Origin of the sequence: Haloarcula sp. CBA1131 (genome assembly GCF_008728975.1) — an archaeon.
GTDB lineage: Archaea > Halobacteriota > Halobacteria > Halobacteriales > Haloarculaceae > Haloarcula > Haloarcula hispanica.
The window spans coordinates 2,328,561-2,352,334 of sequence record NZ_RPCY01000001.1; the positions used below are offsets into that span (position 1 = coordinate 2,328,561).

Below are 23,774 nucleotides of genomic sequence, written 5' to 3' on the forward strand. Positions count from 1 at the left end.
AGAATTTCTACACGGCCCTTCGACGCCCAGTGCATGGAGGACCTCCTCGACGCAGCGAGAGACGCCATTGACGAGGCGTACGCGCCGTACTCGGAGTACACGGTCGGCGCGGCGCTCGAAACGAGTGATGGAAGCGTCTACACCGGTTGTAACATCGAAAACGCCAACTACAGCAACAGCTTGCACGCCGAGGAAGTGGCCATCGGTGCGGCTGTCAGCGACGGGCACCGGTCGTTCGAACGCGTCGCTGTCACCTCTGGCAAGCGAGACGGCGTCACTCCCTGTGGGATGTGCCGCCAGACGTTTAGCGAGTTCTGTGACGAGTCGTTCGAAATCATCACTGACGGCGACGAGCCGACGGTGTACGAGCTCGGGGAGCTTCTGCCGACGACAATCACCAGCGACCATCTCGACAAATGACAAGCGATAGTGAAGACCCGAACGACGACGTACAGTACCATCTGGAAGTAGGCGAGGACGACGTGGCCGACAGCGTTCTGCTGCCGGGGAACCCGGAGCGTGTCGAAAAGGTCGTCGACTACTGGGACGACCACGACATCGTGGCCGAACACCGCGAGTACCGCACAGCAACGGGCACTCACGACGGCACGCCAATCTCCGTGACCTCGACCGGTATCGGCGGTCCGTCGGCCGCTATCGCACTCGAAGAACTGGCCCGCGTCGGCGCTGACTCCTTTATTCGGGTCGGCTCCTGTGGCGCAATCCAGGAGGAAGCCAGCATCGGCGACCTCGTCATCACAACCGGCGCAGTACGACAGGAGGGGACCAGCAAGGAGTACGTCCGCGAGGACTATCCCGCCAGCGCCGACCATCGGATCGTTTCGGCGCTCGTCGCCGCCGCCGAGGAACTCGGCTACGACTACCACCTCGGCGTCACCTGCTCGACGGATAGTTTCTACGCCGGGCAGTCACGCCCGGGGTTCGAGGACTTCGAGGCCAGCGGCAGCGACGAACGCATCGCGGCGCTTCAGGAAGCCGGCGTCCTCAACTTCGAAATGGAGGCCGCAACGATTCTCACGCTCGCGAACCTGTACGGCCTGCGGGCCGGCGCTGTCTGTACGGTGTACGCCAACCGCGTCACCGGCGAGTTCCGAACCGAAGGCGAGCGCAAGGCAGCGAAATGCGCCAGCCTCGCCGTCTCCTATCTCGCCGAGATGGACGCGGCCGTCGAGGAGGCCGACGCCGACGGGTGGCACGCCGGCCTCTCTATCGAACGCTAGGGTTCTCTACACCCGCTAGCCGGGAGCGAGCGGTGGTGCAGGAGCAGTGCGGTGAGGTGACATAGCATACCGCGCGCCACCGGCGAATGGTTTCACGTCTCGCGACCAGCGGGAGCGAGACGGTCGTTTTTAGCGTAGGTTTTTGCGAGGAGTGGTGCCCGCAGCGCGCTCGAAGAGCGCGTGAGGACACCCGACGAAGTAAAAAGGTACTACATGTCGGGCCAGGCCTTGACGGCCCGACCGACGCCAGTAACGTCCTTGATCCAGCGGGCGGCAATCGCCTTTTTCAGCAGTTTCGCGGGCATCCCGCCGAAGGTTTCGATGGGCATGTTCACCACGTCGTGGGCGACGGCTTTCTCGCCGACCGACACAACCGTCCCCTTGTCCTTGTGGGTCCAGGTCTTCAGCGGCTGGCCGCGAGCGGCGCGAGCGAGGTTCTCGCCGGCGACTTCCGCGGCTTGCCAGGCGGCCTGCGCGGTCGGCGGGGCGGGCTGGTCGCCCGGCTGGTCAATCAGCGCCGAGTCGCCGATAGCGAAGACGTGCTCGTCGTCGGTCTGGAAGTTCCCTTCCGCGTGGACGCGGTGGTTGCGCTCGTCTTTGTCCAGGTCGACATCTTGCATACAATCGCGGCCGGTGATGCCGCCAGTCCAGACCAAAACGTCGTAGTCCAGTTCGTCTTCGTCGCCGATGTACACCGTCTCCTCGTCGACCTCGCCGATGAACTCCCCGCAGTTGATGTTCACGTCGGCGGCCTCCAGGCGCTTGCGCAGGGCACCCTGAAGCTCGGGGTCGCTGTTTGGCAGGACCTGGTCGAGCCCTTCGACGAGGTTGATGTCGATGGGCGCGTTGTGTTCGTCGCGGAACTCGGCGACTTCGCCGGCGGTCTGGATGCCCGAAAGGCCAGCGCCGCCGATGACGACCTGTGCGGGGTCGTTGGTGGAGGCGTCACGAGCGGCCTGCTGGATGTTGTCGTGGATGTCGAGCGCATCGTCGAGGCTCTTGAGCGTCAGCGCGTGCTCTTCGAGGCCCTCGATGCCGAAGAAGGCCGTCTGGGAGCCCAGCCCAACGAGCAAGTAGTCGTACTCGACGGTGTCGGAGTCGGCGAGGGCCACTTCTTGGGCGTCGGTGTCGATGCCGACGACCTCGTCCTGAATAAATGACGTCGACGGCTGCTTGATTTCGTGGACAGGGATGGCGATGTTCTCCTGCACGCTCGGGTCCCGGATGCAGCGGTGGGACTCGTGCAAGACCAGGTGGTAATCCGTCTCAGAAATCCAGGTCACATCGACGTCCGTCACACCGTCTAGCTCGTCCTCTAAACTCTTTATTGCCCCCGCACCAGCGTACCCCGCACCGAGTACGACCACGTTCTCTGTCATACCGGAGACTCCGCAACCGACTGATACAAACCCTTTGAAATCCCTTTCAGCGGGGGCATGATTTTCCAGCGAGACTCGTGGCAAGTACGGTATGTCGCGGCCCCGGTGACCGCAGGAAAACAATTCAAAAGACCAGTGACACGTACTAGTGTTCCGGCTCGCCCGCCGGTGCCCGCATATCGTCGATAGCGAGGATGAGTTTGTTGTTGGTGTCGTCTTTCCCTTCGAGGGTCCCGATAATCTGAAGCTTCGACAGCGGTGTCGGTCCGACCGTCACCGAGTCGCCCTCGTGGAATTCGGACATCGTACCCTGAAGCTGAATCTCCGCGCGGCACTCCTCGGGGTGGTGGACGCTAGTCAGGTCGATTTCCTCGACGTTCGAGTGTTCGACGAGCTCGCCGTTGTGGCGTAGCGGGACCTCCGCGGCCTGGTCCATGTCCTGAATCTGGAGTGCGTCGTAGGCGTTGGCGGTAGGCTTGTACCCACCTTTGGGACCGGGGACGCCCTCGACCAACTGCAGGGCTTTGAGACTCTGCATCTGGTTGCGAATCGTGCCCGGGTTCCGGTCGACTTTCTCGGCGATGTCTTCACCTTTGACAGCGCTTTCACTTTCCCGATAGAGATTTACCAGTTCCTGCAGAATGTTCTTTTGACTGGGTGTCAGTTCGATAGATGACATAATCTGTTGTTCGGTACAGCCGTCCTTAAATGCGACGGTAAACCGTCTGGAACCGTCCCAGAATCGCGGAAAACGTTAGTACTTTATTCCAGCGCTGACCTGACACAGATATGGAAAATCAGCGCGTTCTGGTGACTGGCGGTGGGGGGTTTATCGGGGCAAACCTCGCAAACAAACTGGCCGAGAACAACGATGTCGTCGCCCTGGATGACGGCTATCTTGGCACGCCTGAGAACGTATCAGAAGACGTAGAGTACGTCGAGCAGAGCGTGCTTGCGGACGACCTGCCGACCGACGTGGACGTGGTATTCCACCTCGCGGCCCTATCGTCCTACGCGATGCACGAGGACAATCCGACCCACGGCGCTCGCGTGAACGTCGAGGGGTTCGTCAACACAGTCGAGCAGGCCCGGGACGACGGCTGTGATACCATCGTCTACGCCTCGACGTCCTCCATCTACGGCAGCCGGACCGAACCCTCGCCGGAGGACATGGACGTGACGGTCAACACCGGCTACGAGGCCTCGAAGATGGCCCGGGAGACGTACGCGGAGTACTTCCAGAACCACTACGACCTCACGCTGGCCGGGATGCGCTTCTTTTCGGTGTATCAGGGCTACGGCGGCGCGGAGGAACACAAAGGCGAGTACGCCAACGTTATCGCACAGTTCGCCGACGACCTGGCCGGCGGCGACGCACCGAAGCTGTACGGCGACGGCGAGCAGACCCGCGATTTCACCCACGTCGACGACATCGTCCGCGGGCTCGTCCTGGCCGCCGAACACGAACTGAACGGGGTGTACAACCTCGGGACCGGCGAGGCCTACGACTTCAACACCGTCGTCGAGATGCTGAACGACGAACTCGGAACGGATATCGAACCGGAGTACGTCGAGAACCCGATTCCCGAGGACGTGTACGTCCACGACACCTGCGCTGACTTCTCGCGGATGCACGACGCGACAGGCTGGGAACCGGAGATCAGCTTCGAAGAAGGCATCGAACTGGTCTGTGCGCCCTACACGTAAGTTATCGGAGAACAGGCAAACACTGATATTTAGTCCTGGCCCGTCGAAGCACGAGTATGGAAACACAGGTTCGCGTCCTCGGCGTTCCGATGGACCTCGGCGCCGACCGGCGCGGCGTCGACATGGGGCCGTCAGCGATACGGTACGGCGGCCTCGCCGACCAGTTGGCGAGTGCCGGCATCGACTGCATCGACGGCGGTGACATCGCTGTGCCGCGACCGGAGGAATCCGACCCGGACGCGGGCGGTCTCCCGTCCGGTCGAGCCAAGTTCTTCAGAGAGACGAAAGAAGTGTGCGAAGACGTGGCAACGGCCGTCGACGCCACGCTCATGGACGGCCAGTTCCCGCTCGTGCTGGGCGGCGACCACTCTATCGGTATCGGGACCATTGCCGGCGCGGCCCGTGATGGTGAGGAACTGGGTGTCATCTGGTTTGACGCACATGGCGATTTCAACACGCCGGAGACCACGCCAAGCGGGAACATCCACGGGATGTCGCTGGCGGCTGTCCTCGGCGACGGGGCATTTGCCGACCACGACTGGGCCCACACCCCTGCGGTGCGCGAGGAGAATGTTGTTCTCGTCGGCTTACGGGATGTCGATGACGGAGAGCGCCGCCGTTTGTACGAGAGTGACGTGACCGCGTTCACGATGTCGGATATCGACACCCGCGGCGCACCGGAGGTCGTCGCGGAGGCACTAGAAATCGCGACTGACGGGACGGACGGGATACACGTCTCGCTCGACCTCGACTGGCTCGACCCGACAGAAGCCCCCGGCGTCGGCACGCCGGTTCGCGGCGGTGTCTCCTACCGTGAGGCCCACATCGCGATGGAGTACGTCGCCGAGTACCACGACCAACTGCGCTCGATGGAAATGGTCGAGGTGAACCCGATTCTCGACGAACACAACCGCACCGCCGAACTGGGCTGTGAACTCGTCGCCAGCGCCTTCGGCAAGCGCGTGCTGTAGCTATCCGAACCCCTCGTACTGCATTTCGGACTCGGGAATCCCGACGCTTCGCGCGGCCCGGACCAGCGTCGATACCATCGCACTGATACCGCACGCGTACAGTTCGACGTTCAACGGATCGATGCGGGCGTCGACGCCGGACTGGGGGCGCTGCTCCCGAACGGCGTCGAACCGCGCCGGCAGGTCCGCACCCTCCAGCGCGTCGTTTGCGACGTAGTTGACGAACACCGACTGGACGTAGTCGGTCGCGCCGTCCCAGTCGGTCAGCAGCGGTTCGCGCGTAAGCGTCGGAACGAAATGGAAGTGGTCGTACTCGGCGTCGAGTCGCCGAAAGTGTTCACGGTGGGGCAGGTCGTCCTCCCAGCCACAGCCCAGAAACAGCCAGATGTCGCGGGGCTCGCCGTCGACCACGTCCCGCCCCTGCTCGAACGTGTAGTCGATCATGCTCTTGAACGGCGCGACGCCGGTCCCGGTGGCCAGAAAGACCATATCCCGGCTCGATGGCGGGTCCAGTACCATGTCGCCGTTCGGCCCGCGAACGACGACATCCTCGCCGACGTCGACGTGTTCGAACAGCCCACTGGTCAGTTTCCCGCCGGGGACCAGTCGGATGCAGAACTCCAGTTCGTCCTCGCTGGGCGAGTTCGCAAGCGAGTACGCCCGCGGCGTGCCGTGAAGCCTGAGCGTCACGTACTGGCCGGGCGCGAAATCGAGGTCCACGTCGGGTTTAACACGCAGTCGCAGCAGGGAGGGGTAGGGGCGGTCAAAGCGCTCGGCAAGCGTCTCGATTCGCGCGAGCCGCCGTTTCGACGCCCCGGCATCGCGCAAGCGGTCGAACAACGCCGACCACCGGATTGTCGAGCCGTTTCGGGCGGCCGCCAACCACGACCGGTCTCCAACAGGTGCGATTTGCTCCCGGACCGCGGACAACACCTCGTTGTTGCGGTTACGGTCCATCGGTTCGACGAGCGTCACCCGTGCGTCCTCGGTGACCAGCGGCAACTGCGCCGCCCGGTCGTGCTGTGAGAGATGCCGGGGCAAGTCCATAAACGGGGTACGACACCGACACGGGTATGTCTAGCCCACCACCTTTTTCCCGCTCGGATGGCTTTCGGCCACACTCGCGGCAAAAACGTGGTCTTGCTGAACGAAGTGAAGCAAGGCTCGAAAGACGAGCGACGCGAGTCTTTCGGTGGCGAAAAAGGCCGCTCGCTTCGCTCGCGATTACTTCTCGCTTTCTGCCGGCACAACCGTCACACTTGCCACACGGTCGTCGTCTTCGAGACCCATAATCGTCACGCCCTTTGTGTTCCGGCCGACCTGTGATACGTCGCCGGCGCGGATACGCATAATCTGGCCCTGTTCGGACATGATGACCAGATGGTCCTCGTCAGTGACGGCCTTGGCGGTCGACACCCGGCCGTTCCGGTCGTCGGTTTTGATGTCGATGAGGCCCTTGCCGTAGCGGGACTGCGTGCGATACTCGTCGAGTTTGGTGCGCTTGCCGAAGCCGTGTTCCGTGACAGTCAACAGCGAGCGGCGGTCGTCGCCGTCGGTGGCGACCATGGCGGCGACCTTGTCGTCGCCCTGCAGTTTGATGCCGTTGACACCGCGGGCGGAACGACCCATCTCGCTGACTTCGCTCTCGCTGAAGCGGATGGTCATCCCCGCCTCCGTGGCGATGACGAGGTCGCCGGTGCCGTCGGTGACGTCCACGTCGATGAGTTCGTCGCCGTCTTCGAGCTTGGCGGCGATGATTCCGGTCGAAAGGATGTTCTCGAACTCCGAACAGCAGGTCCGCTTGACGTAGCCGTTCCGGGTCACCATCGTGATGCACTCGTCGTCGCCGAACTCGTCCGTCGAGACGACAGCGGTCAGTTCCTCGCCGTCGTCTAAGTCGATGAGGTTGATAGCGGACTTGCCCCGAGCGGTGCGGGACATCTCCGGGATCTCGTAGGTCTTGAGCCGGTAGACCTGCCCCTGGTTGGTGAAACAGAGCAGGTAGTCGTGGCTGTTGGCCCGGAACACCTTCGAGACGCGGTCGTTCTCCTTGGGGTCGGCCCCGATGATCCCCTTGCCGCCGCGGTTCTGGGGATCGAAGTTCTCGACCGGCATCCGCTTGATGTAGTCGTCCTCGGTGATGACGACGACGCAGTCTTCCTCGGGGATGAGGTCCTCGTGGGTGACCTGGCCCTCGTCCTCGATGATGCTCGTCCGGCGGTCGTCGCCGTACTCGTCTTTGACTTCCTGCAGTTCGTCTGCGATGACGCTGTCGAGCTTCTCGCGGCTGTTGAGGACAGATTCGAGGTAGTCGATAGTGTTCTGTACGTCCTCGTACTCCTCCTCGATTTCCGTCGCTTCCATCGAGGTGAGCGAGCCGAGTTGCATCCGCACGATGTGAGCGGCCTGTTCCTCGGAGAACTCGAAGGACTCCTGCAAACCGGCTCGGGCGGCGTCGCGGTCCTCGCTGTTTTGGATGAGTTCGACCACGTCCTCGACGTTTTCCAGCGCTTTTAGCCGGCCTTCGAGGATGTGTGCGCGGTCCTCGGCTTCGGCGAGGTCGTACTCGGAGCGCCGGCGGACGACCTCTCGGCGGTGGTCGATGTAGTGCTGCAGGGTCTCTTTCAGCGAGAGGACTTTCGGTTGGCCGTCGACCAGCGCGAGGTTGATGACGCCGAAGGTGGATTCGAGATGGTGGTCGAGCAGGCGGTTCTCGACCACGTCGATGTTCGCCCCGCGCTTGAGTTCGACGACGATGCGGACGCCGTTGCGGTCGGACTCGTCACGGAGGTCGGCGATGCCCTCGATTTTCCCCTCGTTCACGTCGTCGGCGATGCGCTCGACGACGCGGGCCTTGTTCTCCTGGTAGGGGAGTTCGCTGATGACGATGCGACCCTCCTCGGGGTCGACCTCATACTCGGCGCGAACCCGCAAGCGGCCGCGGCCGGTCGCGTACGCCGAGTAGATGGCGTCGCGGCCGACGATGTTGCCGCCGGTCGGGAAGTCCGGCCCCTTGATGTGCTCCATCAGGTCCTCGACCGTACAGTCGGGGTTTTCCAGCAGTTGGACCGTCGCGTCGACCAGTTCGCCGAGGTTGTGCGGCGGGATGTTTGTCGACATCCCGACGGCAATCCCCGAGGACCCGTTCAACAGGAGGTTCGGGACTTTCGACGGCAGCACGTCGGGTTCCTGCAGGCGGTCGTCGTAGTTACTGGAGAAATCGACGGTGTCCTTCTCGATATCTTCGAGCAGTTCCTCGGCGATGGGGTCCATCCGGGCCTCCGTGTACCGCATGGCGGCCGCGGGGTCGCCGTCCATCGAGCCGAAGTTCCCCTGGCCGTCTATCAGCGGATACCGCATGGAGAAGTCCTGTGCCATCCGGACGAGCGTGTCGTAAATGGCTGAGCCGCCGTGCGGGTGGTAGTCACCCATCGTGTCGCCGACAATTGAGGAGGACTTCCGGTGGGCAGTGTTCGAGGAGACACCCATCTCGTGCATCGCGTAGAGGATGCGCCGATGGACGGGTTTGAGACCGTCTCGAACGTCCGGGAGCGCCCGACCCGCGATGACCGACATCGCGTAGTCGATGTAGGACTGCTCCATCTCGTCCTCGATGCGGACGTGCTTGATCTGCTCTGCCGGGGCGTTCGCGTCGTCAGCGTCGGAGCTCATATGTCGACCCACTCCGCTTCAGGCGAGTTCTCCTTGATGAATTCCTTGCGCGGTTCGACGGCGTCGCCCATCAGGATGTTGAACATCTTGTCGGCGGCCGCGGCGTCCTCGATAGTTATCTGTTTGAGAATCCGGTTGTCGGGGTTCATCGTCGTCTCCCAGAGCTGTTCGGGGTTCATCTCACCGAGTCCCTTGAACCGCTGGACGTGGGTGGGGTTGCCGTCACACTTCTCTTCGATTATCTTGTCGCGTTCTGCATCCGTCATTGCATCGTACGTGTTTCCGCGGTAGCGAATGCGGTACAGCGGCGGCTGGGAGGCGTAGACGTAGCCGGCTTCCAGCAGCGGCTTCATGTGCCGGTAGAACAGCGTCAACAGGAGCGTCCGGATGTGTGCCCCGTCGACGTCCGCGTCCGTCATCAGAATGATCTTCTCGTAACGCAGGTCGTCGATATCGAACTCGTCGCCGATACCGGTCCCGAGCGCGGTGATGAGGTTCCGTATCTCGTTGTTCTCCAAGATCCGGTCTAGCCGGTGTTTCTCGACGTTCAGAATCTTCCCCTTGATGGGGAGGATGGCCTGGAAATCCGGGTTGCGGCCCTGTTTGGCGCTGCCGCCCGCGGAGTCACCCTCGGCGATGAACAGTTCGGCTTCCTCGGGGTCCCGGGTCTGGCAGTCGGCCAGCTTTCCGGGCAGTGCGGTCGAGTCGAGCGCCGACTTCCGGCGGGTGAGTTCCTCTGCCTTCTGTGCGGCCTTCCGTGCTTTCGCGGCTTCGACGGCCTTTCCGACGATGGCCTCGGCCGTGTCGGGGTTCTCCTCGAAGAAGGTAGCAAGCCCGTCGTGCATCGCCGATTCGACGATACCCCGGACCTCGCTGTTGCCGAGTTTCGTCTTGGTCTGGCCCTCGAACTGGGGGTCGGGATGTTTGACAGAAATGACGGCCGTCAGCCCTTCGCGGATGTCGTCGCCTTTGAGCGTATCGTCTAGGTCTTTCAGCAGATTATTGTCGGTCGCGTAGTCGTTGACGACCCGTGTGAGCGATGTTTTGAACCCTGTGAGGTGTGTCCCGCCCTCGCGCGTGTTGATATTGTTGGCGAAGGCGTGAATAGAGCCCTGCAGGTCGTCGGTCCCCTGCATGGCAATCTCGACCTGAACCGGCCCCTCAGCGATTTCCTCCTCGTCCTCGAAGTAGATGATGTCGCGGTGGAGCGGGTCCTTTGTCTCGTTCAGATACTCGACGAACTCGCGGATGCCACCGTCGTAGGCAAACGTCTCCGTTTCGCCGTCGCGCTCGTCGATGATAGAGATGGCGACACCGGAGTTGAGGAAGGCGAGTTCCCGCAGTCGGGACGACAGCGTCGAGAACTTGAACTCGCCGGTCTCGAAGATCTCGTCATCCGGCCAGAACCGGACCGTCGTGCCCGTCTCCTCGTCGGGTTCGAGGTCGCGGACCTTCTTGAGGTCGTACTCCGGTTTGCCGTGGTCGAAGCGCTGCTTCCAGAGCGCGCCGTCGCGCCTGACCTCGACTTCGAGCCACTTCGAGAGTGCGTTGACCACGCTCACCCCGACCCCGTGGAGGCCACCGGAGACCTGGTAGGACTTGTTGTCGAACTTCCCACCGGCGTGGAGAATCGTCATCACGACCTCCACGGCCGGGCGGCCGTGCTCTTCGTGGGTATCGACGGGGATGCCCCGTCCATCGTCGCTGACAGAGACGGAGCCGTCGTCGTGAATCGTTACGTCGATGTTGTCACAGTAGCCGGCGAGCGCCTCGTCGATCGCGTTGTCGACCACCTCGTAGACGAGATGATGGAGGCCGCGAGCGTCCGTCGACCCGATATACATCGCGGGTCGCTTCTGGACGGCTTCCAGCCCTTCGAGGGTCTGGATCGACTTTGCGCCGTACTCATCAGACTCTCCTGACATAGGAACTTACCCGTCCTAATAGAGGGGGACGTATAAAGCTCCCGCACGCGCGCGGGACTGCGATTTTGAAGGGAGGGTTTACTTTCACTCCGGTGGCGATTACCTTTTAACCCCGACGCGGGTACGTACCGCACGACAATGACCTCGTATCAGTCGCAACTCGGCGAGGGCGAGGGGATCGCCGAGGAGTTGGCCGAATCCCAGCGGGCCATCTCCATCGCCGAGTTCTTCGAGAAGAACAAGCACATGCTGGGCTTCGACTCGGAGGCCCGAGCGCTCGTCACGGCCGTCAAAGAGGCCGTCGACAACGCGCTCGACGCCTGCGAGGAGGCCGGTATTCTCCCCGATATCTACGTCGAGATTCAGGAGTCCGGCGACTACTACAAGCTGGTCGTCGAGGACAACGGCCCCGGTATCACGAAGGAACAGGCACCGAAAATCTTCGGGAAGCTCCTCTATGGCTCCCGTTTCCACGCCAGGGAGCAGAATCGCGGACAGCAGGGGATCGGGATCTCTGCGGCCGTGCTCTACTCACAGCTTACCTCCGGCAAGCCGGCGAAAATCACGTCCCGGCCGAAGGGCCAAGACGAGGCCCAGTACTTCGAACTCATCGTCGACACGGACACCAACGAACCCGAAATCAGCGTCGACGAGACGACGACCTGGGAGCGACCTCACGGCACGCGCATCGAACTGGAGATGGAGGCCAATATGCGGGCCCGCTCGACACTGCGGGACTACATTCAGGACACGGCCGTCGTCAACCCCCACGCCCGTATCGAGTTCGACGAGCCGGGGCTGGACGAATCGCTGAAGTTCGAACGCGCCGAGCGCGCCGAACTCCCCGACGAGACCGAGGAGATACGCCCGCACCCACACGGCGTCGAACTGGGGACGCTCCTGAAGATGCTCGAAGCCACGGACTCCTACTCCGTGTCGGGGTTCATGCAGGAGGAGTTCACCCGCGTCGGCGGGAAGACGGCCGACAGCGTCATCGCGAACTTCAACGACCGCCACTACGGCCGCGGCATGGCCTGGCAGCCGCCGAAAGTCGGCGAGGACGCGGACATCGAGGCCGCCGTCGAGGACGCCGTGGCGAACAAAGGAGCCGAGACGACGGCGACGTTCGCGGCCGCCGTCTCCGATGCGATCCACGACCGCGACCGGGTCGCGTACCACGAGGTCGAAGCCATCGTCGACGACGCGGCCGAAGACGCTGAAGCGGACGGCGACACCACCTTCGGCGCGACAGTTCGGGAGAATGCCGTCGAAGCCGCCTGGGATGCCGTCAGCGATAATCTATCGAGCGACCTCTACGCCCTCGTCGACGACGTGACGACGAAACGCAAGGACGACGCCGCCATCGAGGGGCTGGCGAGCCGACTGGCCGACAAGTTCGACGACGACGGCCGCCACCGGCTGACCCGCGATGAACTCCGGGGCTACATCGACCGCGCGGCCGACATGACCGAGGAACAGGACGACGCAACCTTCGGTGAGACGGCCCGCGAAAACGTCCTCGAAGCGCTCTGGACGGCCGCCGAGGGCGTCCCGGAGGAGCCGCCGAAGGTCTCCGACATCGCCGACGACCGCGATACGGCGAGTCAGTTGCTGTCGGCGATGCGCGAGACGGACATCATCGCGCCGCCGACGGACTGTCTCTCCCCCATCAGCGCGGAACTCGTCGAGGAAGGACTCCGGAAAGAGTTCGACGCGGACTTCTACGCCGCATCGACGCGGGACGCGTCGGTCCACGGCGGCGACCCGTTCATCGTCGAGGCCGGCATCGCCTACGGCGGTGAACTGGAAGCCGAAGGGACCGTCGACGTGATGCGATTCGCCAACCGCGTGCCGCTGGTGTACCAGCGCGGGGCCTGTGCGACGACGGACGTGGTGAAGTCTATCCGCTGGCGCAACTACAACCTCGACCAGCCCGGCGGCTCCGGCATCCCGAAGGGACCGGCAGTCATCATGGTCCACGTCGCCTCGACGAACGTCCCCTTCACCAGCGAATCGAAGGACGCCATCGCCAACGTCCCCGAGATGGAAGACGAGATCGAACTCGCCATCCGGGAGGCCGCCCGCGAACTCAAAAGTTACCTGAACAAGCGCCGCTCGATGCAACAGCGCCGCGAGAAGCAGGACAAACTCGCGACCATCCTGCCTGAGATGGCCGAGAAGCTCACCGAGGTCACCGACAACGACGAGCTTCACATCGACGACTCGCTGGCCCGCATCATGAATAACGTCCTCGTCGAGCGCGAGGTCGAGGACGACACGGTCCGGGTCCGCATCGAGAACAACGACGACACGAACGCGGACGTGGAACTGACCGACATAGTCACCGCCGAACCGCAGGTCGCCAACGGCGCGAACGTCGTCGAGATGGACGGCGAGTGGTTCGTCAAGTGGTCCCCGACTGTCGGGGCCGGCGAGACCGCCGTCCTCGAATACAGCGTGACCGACGAGGCCGAGTTCACCGTCTCGGTCGACGGCATCGAAGAGGAGAAACTCACGGTGAACGCCTGATATGAGCACCGACTCAGACACCACACCCGACACCGAGGAAGCGCGCGAGCAACTCATCGACCTCGCGGCGGACTTCTACGACCAGTTCGCCGACGGCGAGGTGCCGACGATGACCATCCCGACCCGGACCAAGTCGAACATCGTCTTCGACGAAGACGAGCAGGTCTGGGTGTACGGCGACCGCAACTCCACGCGGTCAGCAAAAACGATATCCGGGGCCGAGAAGATCCTGAAGGCCGTCTACACCATCGACTTCCTCTCCCAGCAACTGGAGGAAGACCGCTCCTCGACCCTGCGTGAACTGTACTACCTCTCGGAGTCCTGGGACCTCGACGAGGCCCAGTTCAACACGCAGGACGAGTCGAACAACCTCATCGAGGACCTGGAAATCGTCTCCGACGTCAAACGCGAGGACTTCCACATGCGCCCGGAGGAGTCCGGCGCGAAGGTGATGGGGCCGCTGCTCCTCCGCGAGCAGACCAACCGCGGCGACCGCGAAATCCACTGCCAGGACGACGTGGGGCAGGGCGGGTACCAGATCCCGAACAACCCCGACACCATCGAGTTCCTCGACAACGACGCGGAGTTCGTCCTCTGCGTGGAGACCGGCGGCATGCGCGACCGCCTCGTCGAGAACGGCTTCGACGACGAGTACGACGCGCTGGTCGTCCACCTCGGTGGTCAGCCCGCGCGGGCGACCCGGCGGCTCATCAAGCGCCTCCACGACGAACTCGACCTTCCGGTCACGGTGTTCACTGACGGTGACCCGTGGTCGTACCGTATTTTCGGGTCGGTCTCCTACGGCTCCATCAAGAGCGCACACCTCTCGGAGTATCTGGCGACGCCCGAAGCGCAGTTCATCGGCATCCGCCCGGAGGACATCGTCGAGTACGAACTGCCAACGGACCCGCTGTCGGACTCCGACGTCAACGCCTTAGAGAGCGAACTGGAGGACCCGCGCTTCCAGACTGACTTCTGGGAGGAACAGATAGAACTCCAGCTCGACATCAACAAGAAGGCCGAACAGCAGGCGCTCGCTTCTCGGGGGCTTGACTTCGTGACTGAGACGTACCTGCCCGAGCGGCTGGACGAGATGGGGCTGCTTTAGACGGCATCAGCGGGGCGTTTTCTCGGCTATTCCAGCGCGTACACGGTATCGGCAGCGGCGACATAGGCCCCATTTTCGTCGACGGACAGATCGGTCAGATTGCTCCCGACATCGAACGCCCACCGTTTCGTTCCGGCCGTCGTATCGACCGCGAACTTGAATCGATTCCGCGGGTCGCCGTCCGTCCACGAGTCCACGTACAGGGTGTCGGAAACGACCGCTGCCGGCACCACCCCTTCAACGTCTACGTTGGGCTCCCACGTCCATCTCTGTTCGCCGTCGCTACTGTCGTAGCCACGTATCTTGTCACCACCTGCATAGAGGACGTCGTTCTGAACCGGGGCCTGTTGGACAGAGCCCGACTGCTTCGCTCGCCACTGTTGCTCGCCGGTCGTCGGGTCGAGCGCGGCGACGTGTGTACCACCGACGTAGAGCGTCCCATCATGGAGCGTCGTCGATGCGACGGACCCTTCGTCATGTCTCCAGACGGTCTCGCCGGTGTCAGCGGCGACGCCGATTACCGTTCCGTGGGTCTCGTCCACGTCGGCGGCATAACAGAGCATGTCGTCGGTGGCGACCATCGTCCGAGAGTAGTAGTCGGCAACGTCAGTAGCCCACCGTTTCTCACCGGTCTCAGCGTCGTACGCGTAGAACCGGCCGTACGACGCCACGTATATCGCCCCGTTGCGCACCGCTCCCTCGTACTGGTCCCCGATTTCCCCGGACCATTGCACCGACCCGTCGGCAACAGCGAGCGCGTAGAGCGTCCGTCCCTGCTTCGACGGGGCATCGGTGTTGGTCCCGACGTACACTATCTCCTCGGTCGCGCCGAGCAACTCCAGCCACCACTCCCCGGGCGAGAACGTCCACTGCTTTGCACCGCTTTCGGCGTCGAGTGCCACGACGATGTGGTCCTCGTACAGCCCCTCTTTCCCGCTTACGACGAATACGGTGTTCCCGACGCGTCTCGGCTGCGCGCGGATGGGGTCGCTCGCATCGTACATCCACTGTTGGCTCCCGTCAGCAGTTGCGAGTGATTTGACCGTTCCCGACTCAGTCCCGACGGACAGACCGTTTCCCGTACTAATTGGCGGGGCAGTGATCGGTGAACCGAGTGATTGCTGCCAGGCGACGAACGGTTCCGTTTCCCCGCTCCGCTTGTGGGCGGCCGTCCCAGCCCCTGATTCCGGTGTCGTCTCAGTTCCAATCGGTGAAGTCTCTATGTACCCGTTCGAACCGAGACAGCCACCGGACGCCAGTCCGAGGGTCGCCACACAGCCACGAAGGTATCGCCGACGGGAGGAGGGCATTGGGATTCCATCTCCTGTCACTCGGTAAATGTTTTCTGTCGAGTGGAAAACGGGAACAGTCGTGGTGAGGCCGGTGCGCAATTAGTGTACTACCCGGAACGACTGACCGGCAAAACGAATCCGCGTTTGCTCGGTCGAGAATCCATCAGTCGTGATCGACTGACCGGTCTTGTGGCGGTAGTTTCAGCAGAGAGCGGACATGTCGCCGGAACCAGTTCCGTATGTTCGCACCGACCGGGGTGAACACCAGCGTCGCGGCGAGACAGATAGACACGAGTTGGACAGCAATCGTAACCCACGGTGTAAAGGTCGGAACGAAGACCGTAACGACCCCGACAGCCAAGACCAGATAGATACTCAGTTCCGCGACAAAATAGCCGAAACTGGCCCTGAGTGAGGGCTGAAAGCCGGCGGTCCAGAACGACACGACGACTATCGTTCCGAACAGCAGGCCGACCCCCATCGTCGACAGGGGCAGTTCGGCCTGAATCGCAGCGGCCACCGCGGTACCGAGGGACCACAGCGATGGCCCGACAAGGAGCCAGACGAGCAGTAGGTGACCGAACGAGGGCGTTCGTTCGGCTGGGGAACGTGTTTCCCCTGTTCGGTCACTGGCGCGTTCCATGTCGGTGGTGTTCTGCTGAATCCTTCAATATTGTTTTGACTGACAGATAGGCCGTCTGCTGTCTCGGGTCGCCGAAGACGGGTTCGCCAGTCAGTTCTCGTCCAGCACGACCGGAACGCCGCGTTTTGCGACATCCTCGGCGAACGCACCCGAGTCGGCTTCGAGCGACTCGAACGTGTTGTAGTGCATCGGGAGCACGAGATCCGGGTCCATCGCCTCGGCCAGATCGGCGGCCTCGTGGCGGTTCATGGTGTAGTTCTTGGCGATAGAGGGGACGAACAGCGAGACGTCGAGTTCGGCGTGGCCGTCCAGCACGTCGGTGTCGCCGGGCCAGAACACGCGGGTGTCGTCCAGCGCAACGAGGAAGCCACAGCCGATACCTTTCGGGTGAATCGGGCTGCCGTCGTCTTTCACGTTCCGGCCGTCCTCGTGGTTGTACGCCGGCATCGTCCAGATAGGTACGTCGTCGACCAGCACGTCGGCTTCCATCGACACTTTGCGGACCTCGTAGTCGAGGTCGGCGAGGCGGTCGAGGTCGCGGTCGGTCGCGTGGACGTTGATACCCTCGAACGCGACAACGGTGGCGTCCTCAGCGGCGACGCGGCGGATGCCGTCGGGGTCGTAGTGGTGGATATGTGTCACGCAGACGATGTCCCCGTCTTTCGGAGCGTAGTCTTGCGTCGGCGGATGGCCGATACCGGGCGTGTCAGGCTCCCACTCGCCGGTGAGCACGCCGTACCGGCCGGGGTCGAAGTAGACGACCGTGTCATCGCCTTCCAGCCGCAGCGTCGCGTAGCCGAGCCACTCCGCGGTGATGCCGTCGTGTCTGACTGTCATGTACGGTCGTTCTCGGAGACGGCCATTACGCGTGTCGGTCCGTCCCAGTCCGACGGCGCTACTGTGACGCCGCCAGCCGCTCAACGCGCTCCAGCGGGTCGGCGTCGTCCGGGGTCTTGTCCTCACGAACCGAGAGAAACCGGGGGAACCGGAGCGCGTAGCCCGAGGCGTAGGACTGGGAGGCCTGGATCTCCTCGTAGCCGACCTCGAAGACAATCGCCGGGTCAAGGGTTACGTCGCGGCCGTCCTCTCGCCGGATGTGCGGTTCGAAGCGCTCCGTCAGGTCGTCCAGTTCCTCGTCGGTAATGCCCGTCGCCACGTTGCCGACGGTAGCGTAGCCGTCGTCGGTTCGGACAGAAAGCTCGAACGAGCCAAGCACGTTCGCCCGGCGGCCTTCGCCCCATTCCGCGCCGGTGACGACACAGTCGAGCGTCTCCACGTCAGGTTTGCGCTTGCGCCAGTGCTTGCCCCGCTTGCCGGGCGAGTAGGCTGCGGTCGGGTCTTTCAGCATGATTCCCTCCTGCCCAGCGGCGAGGGCCTCAGCCTCCAGATTTTCAATTTCCTCGGCGTCGTCGGACAGCCACATCCGCGAGACAACGTCACTCCCGGCAGGCAAGAGTGATTCGAGGCGGTCATGGCGCGTCTTCAGCGAGGCATCGAGCAGGTCCTCGCCGTCGGCGTGCAGGCAGTCGAAGGCGTGCAGGCGGACGGCCACGTCCTCGCGGGCCGCGGCAACGTCGTGTTTCCGGCGGAAGCGCCGCAGCACCTCCTGAAACGGGAGCGGGTCGCCGTCGGCGTCGACTGCGACCACCTCGCCGTCGAGAATTGCCGGTGCGTCGAGTGTCGACTCGACAGTGTCGACGACCTCGGGAAGCGGGTCCGTGACTTCCTCCATGTTCCGGGAGAACAGCCGGGCGTCCTCGCCGTCGAAGTGGACCTGCACGCGAGCGCCGTCGTACTTCCACTCGACCGCGGCGCGGTCCCAGTCTTCGAGCGCGCCAGCGACCGTGCCCGCCTGTGCCAGCATCGCCTGAACGGGGCGACCGATTTCGAGGGTGACGGTCGCCAGTCCGGACTCCCCTTCGTCGCGGGCCACTTCGGCAACCATACCGTAGTCGTTCGACACCTGCACGGCCCGTTCGACGGCCTCGACCGGCACGTCGAAAGCGGCCGCGGCGGCGTCCCGGACCGTCCCCTCGCCGACGCCGATACGCATCTCTGAGAGGACGAGGCGGGCGAGGTAGCCGGCTTCCGTCGACGAACACCGCGAGAACAGGCCAAAGAGGATATCGACTTTCGTCCCTTGGCTCCCACTGCCGTCGACAGCCGCCAGGTTCCGTAGCTCGTCGTCGAGTTCTGTGACGGTCAGTGCGTCGCTCCCGCTCCCGCCTGCTCCGAATGCGGCGAGTCCCTGCTGGCCGCCGAGGTCGTAGCTGGCCGCAACAGCCCCTATTTCGCCCATGTCAGCGAGGCGCTGCTCTACGTCGTCAGCGCCGACGTTCTGGCCGGCCGCCCGGGCAATCGCCTCGTAGCAGAGCCGCGGGCCGATGTCGAGCGTGCGGGACTCGTAGGCCGGAAACACCCGGCCCTGAACGAAGCGAGCGAGCGTCGGGAGGTCCGACCCTGCGTCAGTGAACAGGTCGGTTACCGCCTCGGTTATCGCGGTATCGGCGCTCTCGGCTTCGATTGCTTCGGCCCGGTCGGCGAAGGCGGCGAACTCCATCAGCGCACCCTACCCGATTCGGCACCGTAAATCCAGCGTCACTCGACCGTATACTCGACCGTGACGTTCTCCCCAGCCGTCGAGGACGCGTATGGCCGGTCCGGTGCCCCCGAATTGTCGCCGAATGGGTAGTCGAGTTGCTGGTTCCCGTTGGTGTCCTGATGGGCGACGAGCACGAGCGACTGGCCGGTCGACGGCGGTCTGTCGAGGGTGATCTGCACGTCACTGTGGCTTCCGGCAGGGAGGTACTCGGAGGTCCCGAGCACTCTGCCGTCCTCCTCGAACTGGCGGACGACGATGAATCCACCCTCCGACAGCGACGCCGATTCGACCGTTATCTGGTCGCCGGAAACGGCGGGGCTGGTGACCGTCATCGAGGCGACAGGCGAGGACAGCAGGATGAACGCGACGTACGCGACACCCAGCAGAATTGCGGCGTGTTTCGCGCCGTCCTTGAGCGTGCCCTCGCCGAGTTGGCCGCCGATGAAGCCGGTGAGGACGGCCTGAATCAGCGCGGTGTGGAAGAACACGAGCGTGTACGCGGCCTTGTCGACGCGGCCGAAGCGGGCGAACTGGTCGACGTTGACGCCCAGTCGGTTCGACTCCCCGGCCGGCGTCGGCACGCTGGACGGCAAGCTCGGGACGAGCACCTCCTGCACGGCGACGATGATGACCAGAAACACCAGGAAGGCGACGTAGATGACGACGAGGTAGGTGAGCATCTGCTGGCGTCGCCGCCGTTTCAGTCGGAGGTCCGCCCGTGACTGGGTGGCCGCGATGCGGAACACCGGGCCGAGCTGGCCCGAGGCGTGCATCGCGTGGGTCAACAGCGTCACGATCCGCGTGACGGCCGTGGTCTGGACCCGGCGGCCGAACCGGACGAGCGCGTCGTCGACGTTCGCGCCCATCCTGATGTCGGCCCAGATGCGGTGCATCTCCTGGGTGAGCACGCCGATGTCACTGCCGCGGACCCGGCGGAGACTCTCCACGACGGTCATCCCGGCCTCGTTCAGGCTCGCCAGCCGTTCGAGCAGGTCCGGCGTCGCGTCCTCGATTCGGGATAGCCGCTGCGTGTAGATGAACCGCACCAGCGCGAACGGCCCCAGAATCAGCAGGACTGACTGGATGACGAGGTCGTCGAGGAGACGGATGTTGACCGTCGATGCCTGGAACGCAGGTGGGGCACGGACGAGCAACAGCACTACCGCGACGGGCACGGTGAGATAGAGGACGTACACCGGGTTCCAGACCAGCGACTGAATCGGGGAGCTGAGCAGTTCCCGAAGCGATTCCACGCGGTCGTGGAACCTGAGCCGGTCCCAGTTCGCCTCGTCGGCCGGGACGACGCCGCCATCAGGCAGGCCGAGAGGGCCAGACCCCAGACTGGGTTTCCCCAGCGTCGCCGTTTCGTACCGGTCCAGAATGTCTGTCGTCCCGCCGTTCCCGATACCAAGCGACTGGAGCTTGCTATCGAGATATACCATGAACCCGACGTTAGCCAGCGGGATGACGAGATATGCCATCATCTGTAACAGCCAGAGCGTGTCCGTCGTCGTCAGGCCGAACACGAGGAGAATCGTCATCAAGAAGAGCACGGCGGCGACGAACACGGTGACGTACGCCTCGGCGACCGTGGCCAGCCGTTCCAGCAGGTCCTCCTGACGCTCGGCGGCTTCCTCCTGATGGCGCTCGTACTGCTCGCGGAGGAACGGGGCCAGCGACTGGCCGCTCTGGAGGACGCTGGAGAGGTTCTCAATAAACGTCTTGAATTGTTCGCTGGGGGTCCGCCGGGAGACGTGTTCGAGCGCCGTAATCATGTCCCGGCCGAACAGGTCCATCTCCCTGACAGCGACGCCGACCTCTCTGGCTGTGTCACCGTAGATTTCTTGATTCCGGGCCAGTACACGCATCACGTCCGAGAAGGACATCCCACCGCGGGAGAGCGCGTACATGAAGGCGATGGTGCGGGCCATCCCCTCGTCGATGTTCCGGCTCCGCACGTCCGCCTGATTCTTGAGCCGCTCCCAGCGGTAGAGGTACGTGAGTCCTGCCGTCGCCGCGCCCGAGAGCACGCCGCCGCCGATGAGGATGTAGAGAGTCCCTGTCGGCGTCAGCACGAGTTCGAACGTTCGCAGGCCGAAGGCGTTCACCATCGTCGAGGGGAGCCCCTGTGCAAGGTTCACTAGCGCCGGTAGCACAAGCAGAAAGCCGCCGATGGCGTACGCGCCGGTGATAGCGCCGGCGACAGCCCCCACACAGGCGTACACCAGCGTTCTGGCGGCGTACCCGCGATAGGTCTCGTCGATGTAGGCGGCTTCGAGCTGTCGTTCGCGTTTGGGCGATTCGCCCACGTACCGGCCGAAGAGCCGTCGGGACAGCCGCGTGACGTTGCGGTCGAAGCGCTCGTTGACAGTGCTGTAGCCGATAAGCCCGAGAATCCCGACGACGACGGCGAGCGGAGCCAGACCGAGCGGGTTCAGCGCCATGTCAGGCTATCGCATCGTCGATGTTCGCCATGACCTGTTCCTTGTCCGCGTAGTACTTGTTGACCATCGCCGTGAACTTCCGGTAGTCGGTGATGCCCTCGGACTGGAGGTAGCGGAGGAACCGCTGGCGGTTACGGAGTTCGGTCAGCAGTTCTGACTGACTCCAGCCGCGCTCCTCGCGGATTTCGTCCAGTAGCTCGCTGTTGTTCTCGGAGAAACGGTCCTCGGTGGCCCGCCAGTTGTATGTCGTCGAGTAGTCCAGTTCGCCGGTTCGCTGGTCGATGCCCTCGATTTCGGCGAGCGTTTTGGCACGGCGGACGCGCTCGTCACCCGAGCGGGCCAGCACCTGCACACAGAGGATATCGAGGCTCTGAACCATCGGCCGCGGGACGTTGATTGGCTCGTTCTCCAGCCGGTTAATGACGGTCTGGACCGAGTCCGCGTGCATCGTCGAGAACGTCGTGTGCCCGGTGTTCATCGCCTGGAACAGCGTGATAGCTTCCTCACCACGAACCTCGCCGACGATGATGTACTCGGGGCGGTGCCGGAGCGCGGACCGCAGCAGGTCGTACATCGTGATGTCCGAATCGTCCAGTCGCTCGCGGGTGACTGAGGAGAGCCAGTTGTCGTGATACAGGGATAGCTCGCGGGTGTCCTCAATTGAGAGTACCTTCGACCGGGGCGGGAGGAACATCGCCAGCGCGTTCATCGACGTGGTCTTGCCGGCCGCCGTCCCGCCCGCGAAGATGAGCGACTTGTTGGACTCGATGGCCAGCCAGAGGTACGCGAGCATCTCGACGGAGAACGTGCCATAGTCCAGCAGTTCAATCGGCGTGAACGGTTCGTCGGCGTATTTCCGGATGGTGAATGCCGAACCGCGGGGAGTCACCTCCTCGCCGAGCGCCAGTTCGATACGGGAGCCGTCCGGGAGCGTCGTCGAGACGACGGGGTCAGAGACGGAGACGTGCCGACCGGAGCGCTGGGCCAGCTGGATGACGAAGTCGTTCAGTTCGTCGGCGTCGTAGGTGATGTTCGTCTCGATGTCCGTGTAGCCGTCGTGGTAGACGAAGATGGGGAGGTTCGCCCCGTCACAGGAGATGTCCTCGATGTCCGGGTCGTGCATCAGAGGGTCGATGTGACCGTAGCCCTGGAAGGAGCGATGCAGGTAGTAAAACAGGCGGTAGAACGTCTCGGGTTCGATGACGACGCCGTACTCCTCAAGCCTGGCTTCGAGTTCTTCGGCGAGGACGCGCTCCGGGTCGGCGTCGACATCGTCGCGGTAGATAAGCGGGATGCGGATGTCCTCGAACAGACGGTCGAGCAGTTCTCGCTCGATGTCGGTCAGCGACGGCTCGACGACCTGATACAGGTGCTCGTCGCGGTCCGGGTCGTGGTTGATAGAGGCGAAGGCGAAGGGGGCGTTCAGCCAGTAGCGTTCGACCTCGTTATAGCCGTTCAGACCGTCGAATTCGACCAGCGTCCCGTGGCGGCTGGGGTCGTAGTTTGCCGTCGGAACCGCTGACCCGCTCAACACCGTCGCGGTCCGCGAGAGCCACGACTGGATGTGGCCGAGCGGGTCCGAAACGAAGGCACCGGGTTCGGGAGATTCTGGGTTCGACATCGGTGGTTCAGTGGGGAGCACACGGTGCTCCGCGGAATATACCTCTGCTATCGTATCCACCTACTTAAATTCGCTCGCCAAATTATCAGGAGTATAATCGCCAGCGGTCGGACGAACGGGACCGGACTGGCTGTCACGCGCGGTCGACAGTCAGCAGCAAATAGGCGAACACGAGGGCGACGAGCGCCCCGATGGGGACGGTGATACCGGGGAACGACGTGATGAACAGCCCGCTGGCCGCGAGCGTGAGGACGCCAACAAGCCCAAGCAGCCCGCCGAACAGTCGCACTGGGTCCATAGGGAGAACCGCTTCAACGCGGTCCTCAGCGGCGTAGTAATAGAGGCTGAGGCCGAGCGGGAACAGGAAGCCGACCAGGGCCGCGACCCCGAGTGTCCCGGCGAGCGCAAGCGGCTCCGACTCCTGGAACGCGGCGACCTGCCACGCCCAGAGAAACGGCCGCTCTCCGGGGAGCGTCGCTCCGAAGATGAACTGGAACCGGAACGGAAGAAAGCGAAGCCCGACGACAGTTACCCCCTCAATCTCGAACAGCGACACCGACCACGGGGCCAGTCCCACGAGCCACGTCGCAAGCACCGCGAACTCGCCGGCGTACTCTGATTTCACCCAGGCCATGCTACT

At 63.5% G+C, this 23,774-nt stretch carries 18 protein-coding genes; 6 read left to right on the forward strand and 12 right to left on the reverse strand.

Features of this window, described 5'->3' with window-relative positions; genetic code table 11:
- Positions 1-33 precede the first annotated feature (33 nt).
- The gene (cdd, locus tag Har1131_RS11800; RefSeq protein WP_004962275.1) at positions 34-420 is read left to right on the forward strand and encodes a cytidine deaminase; all 387 of its coding nucleotides are present in this window, start codon (positions 34-36) and stop codon (positions 418-420) included.
- Positions 417-1,241, forward strand: a complete 825-nt coding sequence (locus Har1131_RS11805; protein WP_050037850.1) for a nucleoside phosphorylase — start codon at positions 417-419, stop codon at positions 1,239-1,241. Before cdd ends, Har1131_RS11805 begins: the two co-directional genes overlap by 4 nt.
- Positions 1,242-1,450: 209 nt before the next feature.
- On the opposite strand, the gene Har1131_RS11810 is transcribed toward Har1131_RS11805, so the two are convergent.
- Both Har1131_RS11810 and Har1131_RS11815 read right to left on the reverse strand, forming a co-directional pair.
- Positions 1,451-2,620: an NAD(P)/FAD-dependent oxidoreductase gene (locus tag Har1131_RS11810; RefSeq protein ID WP_050037849.1), complete on the reverse strand. Its 1,170-nt coding sequence runs from the start codon at positions 2,618-2,620 to the stop codon at positions 1,451-1,453.
- Between the two features lie 145 nt (positions 2,621-2,765).
- Positions 2,766-3,299, reverse strand: a complete 534-nt coding sequence (locus Har1131_RS11815) for an Rrf2 family transcriptional regulator (RefSeq protein ID WP_004515710.1) — start codon at positions 3,297-3,299, stop codon at positions 2,766-2,768.
- A 110-nt stretch (positions 3,300-3,409) separates the two neighbouring features.
- Between Har1131_RS11815 and Har1131_RS11820 the strand changes: the two genes are divergently transcribed.
- Positions 3,410-4,327 carry an NAD-dependent epimerase/dehydratase family protein gene (locus Har1131_RS11820; protein WP_050037848.1) on the forward strand — a complete coding sequence of 306 codons (918 nt, stop codon included), beginning with the start codon at positions 3,410-3,412 and terminating at the stop codon, positions 4,325-4,327.
- Between the two features lie 56 nt (positions 4,328-4,383).
- Positions 4,384-5,298: an arginase gene (gene rocF, locus Har1131_RS11825; protein WP_050037847.1), complete on the forward strand. Its 915-nt coding sequence runs from the start codon at positions 4,384-4,386 to the stop codon at positions 5,296-5,298.
- Here the strand turns inward: rocF and Har1131_RS11830 are convergent, their stop codons facing one another.
- From Har1131_RS11830 to gyrB, 3 genes are all read right to left on the reverse strand, one after another.
- Entirely contained in the window at positions 5,299-6,345 is a 1,047-nt protein-coding gene (locus tag Har1131_RS11830) for an FAD-binding oxidoreductase (protein ID WP_151146537.1), read from the reverse strand.
- Between the two features lie 177 nt (positions 6,346-6,522).
- Positions 6,523-8,970, reverse strand: coding sequence for a DNA gyrase subunit A (gene gyrA / locus Har1131_RS11835; RefSeq protein WP_151146540.1), 2,448 nt, complete (start codon positions 8,968-8,970; stop codon positions 6,523-6,525).
- Positions 8,967-10,895, reverse strand: coding sequence for a DNA topoisomerase (ATP-hydrolyzing) subunit B (gene gyrB / locus Har1131_RS11840; protein WP_014040064.1), 1,929 nt, complete (start codon positions 10,893-10,895; stop codon positions 8,967-8,969). Before gyrB ends, gyrA begins: the two co-directional genes overlap by 4 nt.
- A 138-nt stretch (positions 10,896-11,033) precedes the next feature.
- On the opposite strand from gyrB, the gene Har1131_RS11845 reads away from it, so the two are divergent.
- Both Har1131_RS11845 and Har1131_RS11850 read left to right on the forward strand, forming a co-directional pair.
- Positions 11,034-13,424: a DNA topoisomerase VI subunit B gene (locus tag Har1131_RS11845; protein ID WP_151146543.1), complete on the forward strand. Its 2,391-nt coding sequence runs from the start codon at positions 11,034-11,036 to the stop codon at positions 13,422-13,424.
- Between the two features lies 1 nt (position 13,425).
- Positions 13,426-14,532, forward strand: coding sequence for a DNA topoisomerase IV subunit A (locus Har1131_RS11850; RefSeq protein WP_151103235.1), 1,107 nt, complete (start codon positions 13,426-13,428; stop codon positions 14,530-14,532).
- A 26-nt stretch (positions 14,533-14,558) separates the two neighbouring features.
- On the opposite strand, the gene Har1131_RS11855 is transcribed toward Har1131_RS11850, so the two are convergent.
- From Har1131_RS11855 to Har1131_RS11885, 7 genes are all read right to left on the reverse strand, one after another.
- A complete protein-coding gene (locus Har1131_RS11855) occupies positions 14,559-15,842 on the reverse strand; it encodes a PQQ-binding-like beta-propeller repeat protein (protein ID WP_225308111.1) in 1,284 nt (427 codons plus the stop codon).
- A 145-nt stretch (positions 15,843-15,987) separates the two neighbouring features.
- Positions 15,988-16,467, reverse strand: a complete 480-nt coding sequence (locus tag Har1131_RS11860; RefSeq protein WP_050037844.1) for a hypothetical protein — start codon at positions 16,465-16,467, stop codon at positions 15,988-15,990.
- A gap of 90 nt (positions 16,468-16,557) precedes the next feature.
- Complete coding sequence (locus tag Har1131_RS11865; protein WP_050037843.1) at positions 16,558-17,304, reverse strand: MBL fold metallo-hydrolase; 747 nt, start codon at positions 17,302-17,304, stop codon at positions 16,558-16,560.
- A gap of 58 nt (positions 17,305-17,362) precedes the next feature.
- Positions 17,363-19,027: an ATP-dependent DNA ligase LigA gene (ligA, locus tag Har1131_RS11870; protein WP_050037842.1), complete on the reverse strand. Its 1,665-nt coding sequence runs from the start codon at positions 19,025-19,027 to the stop codon at positions 17,363-17,365.
- A 38-nt stretch (positions 19,028-19,065) separates the two neighbouring features.
- The gene (locus Har1131_RS11875) at positions 19,066-21,513 is read right to left on the reverse strand and encodes a type II secretion system F family protein (RefSeq protein ID WP_151146546.1); all 2,448 of its coding nucleotides are present in this window, start codon (positions 21,511-21,513) and stop codon (positions 19,066-19,068) included.
- Between the two features lies 1 nt (position 21,514).
- On the reverse strand, positions 21,515-23,134 hold the full coding sequence (locus tag Har1131_RS11880; protein ID WP_151146549.1) for a type II/IV secretion system ATPase subunit: 1,620 nt from the start codon (positions 23,132-23,134) through the stop codon (positions 21,515-21,517).
- Between the two features lie 133 nt (positions 23,135-23,267).
- Positions 23,268-23,768, reverse strand: coding sequence for a TIGR04206 family protein (locus tag Har1131_RS11885; RefSeq protein WP_050037839.1), 501 nt, complete (start codon positions 23,766-23,768; stop codon positions 23,268-23,270).
- Positions 23,769-23,774: the final 6 nt, after the last annotated feature.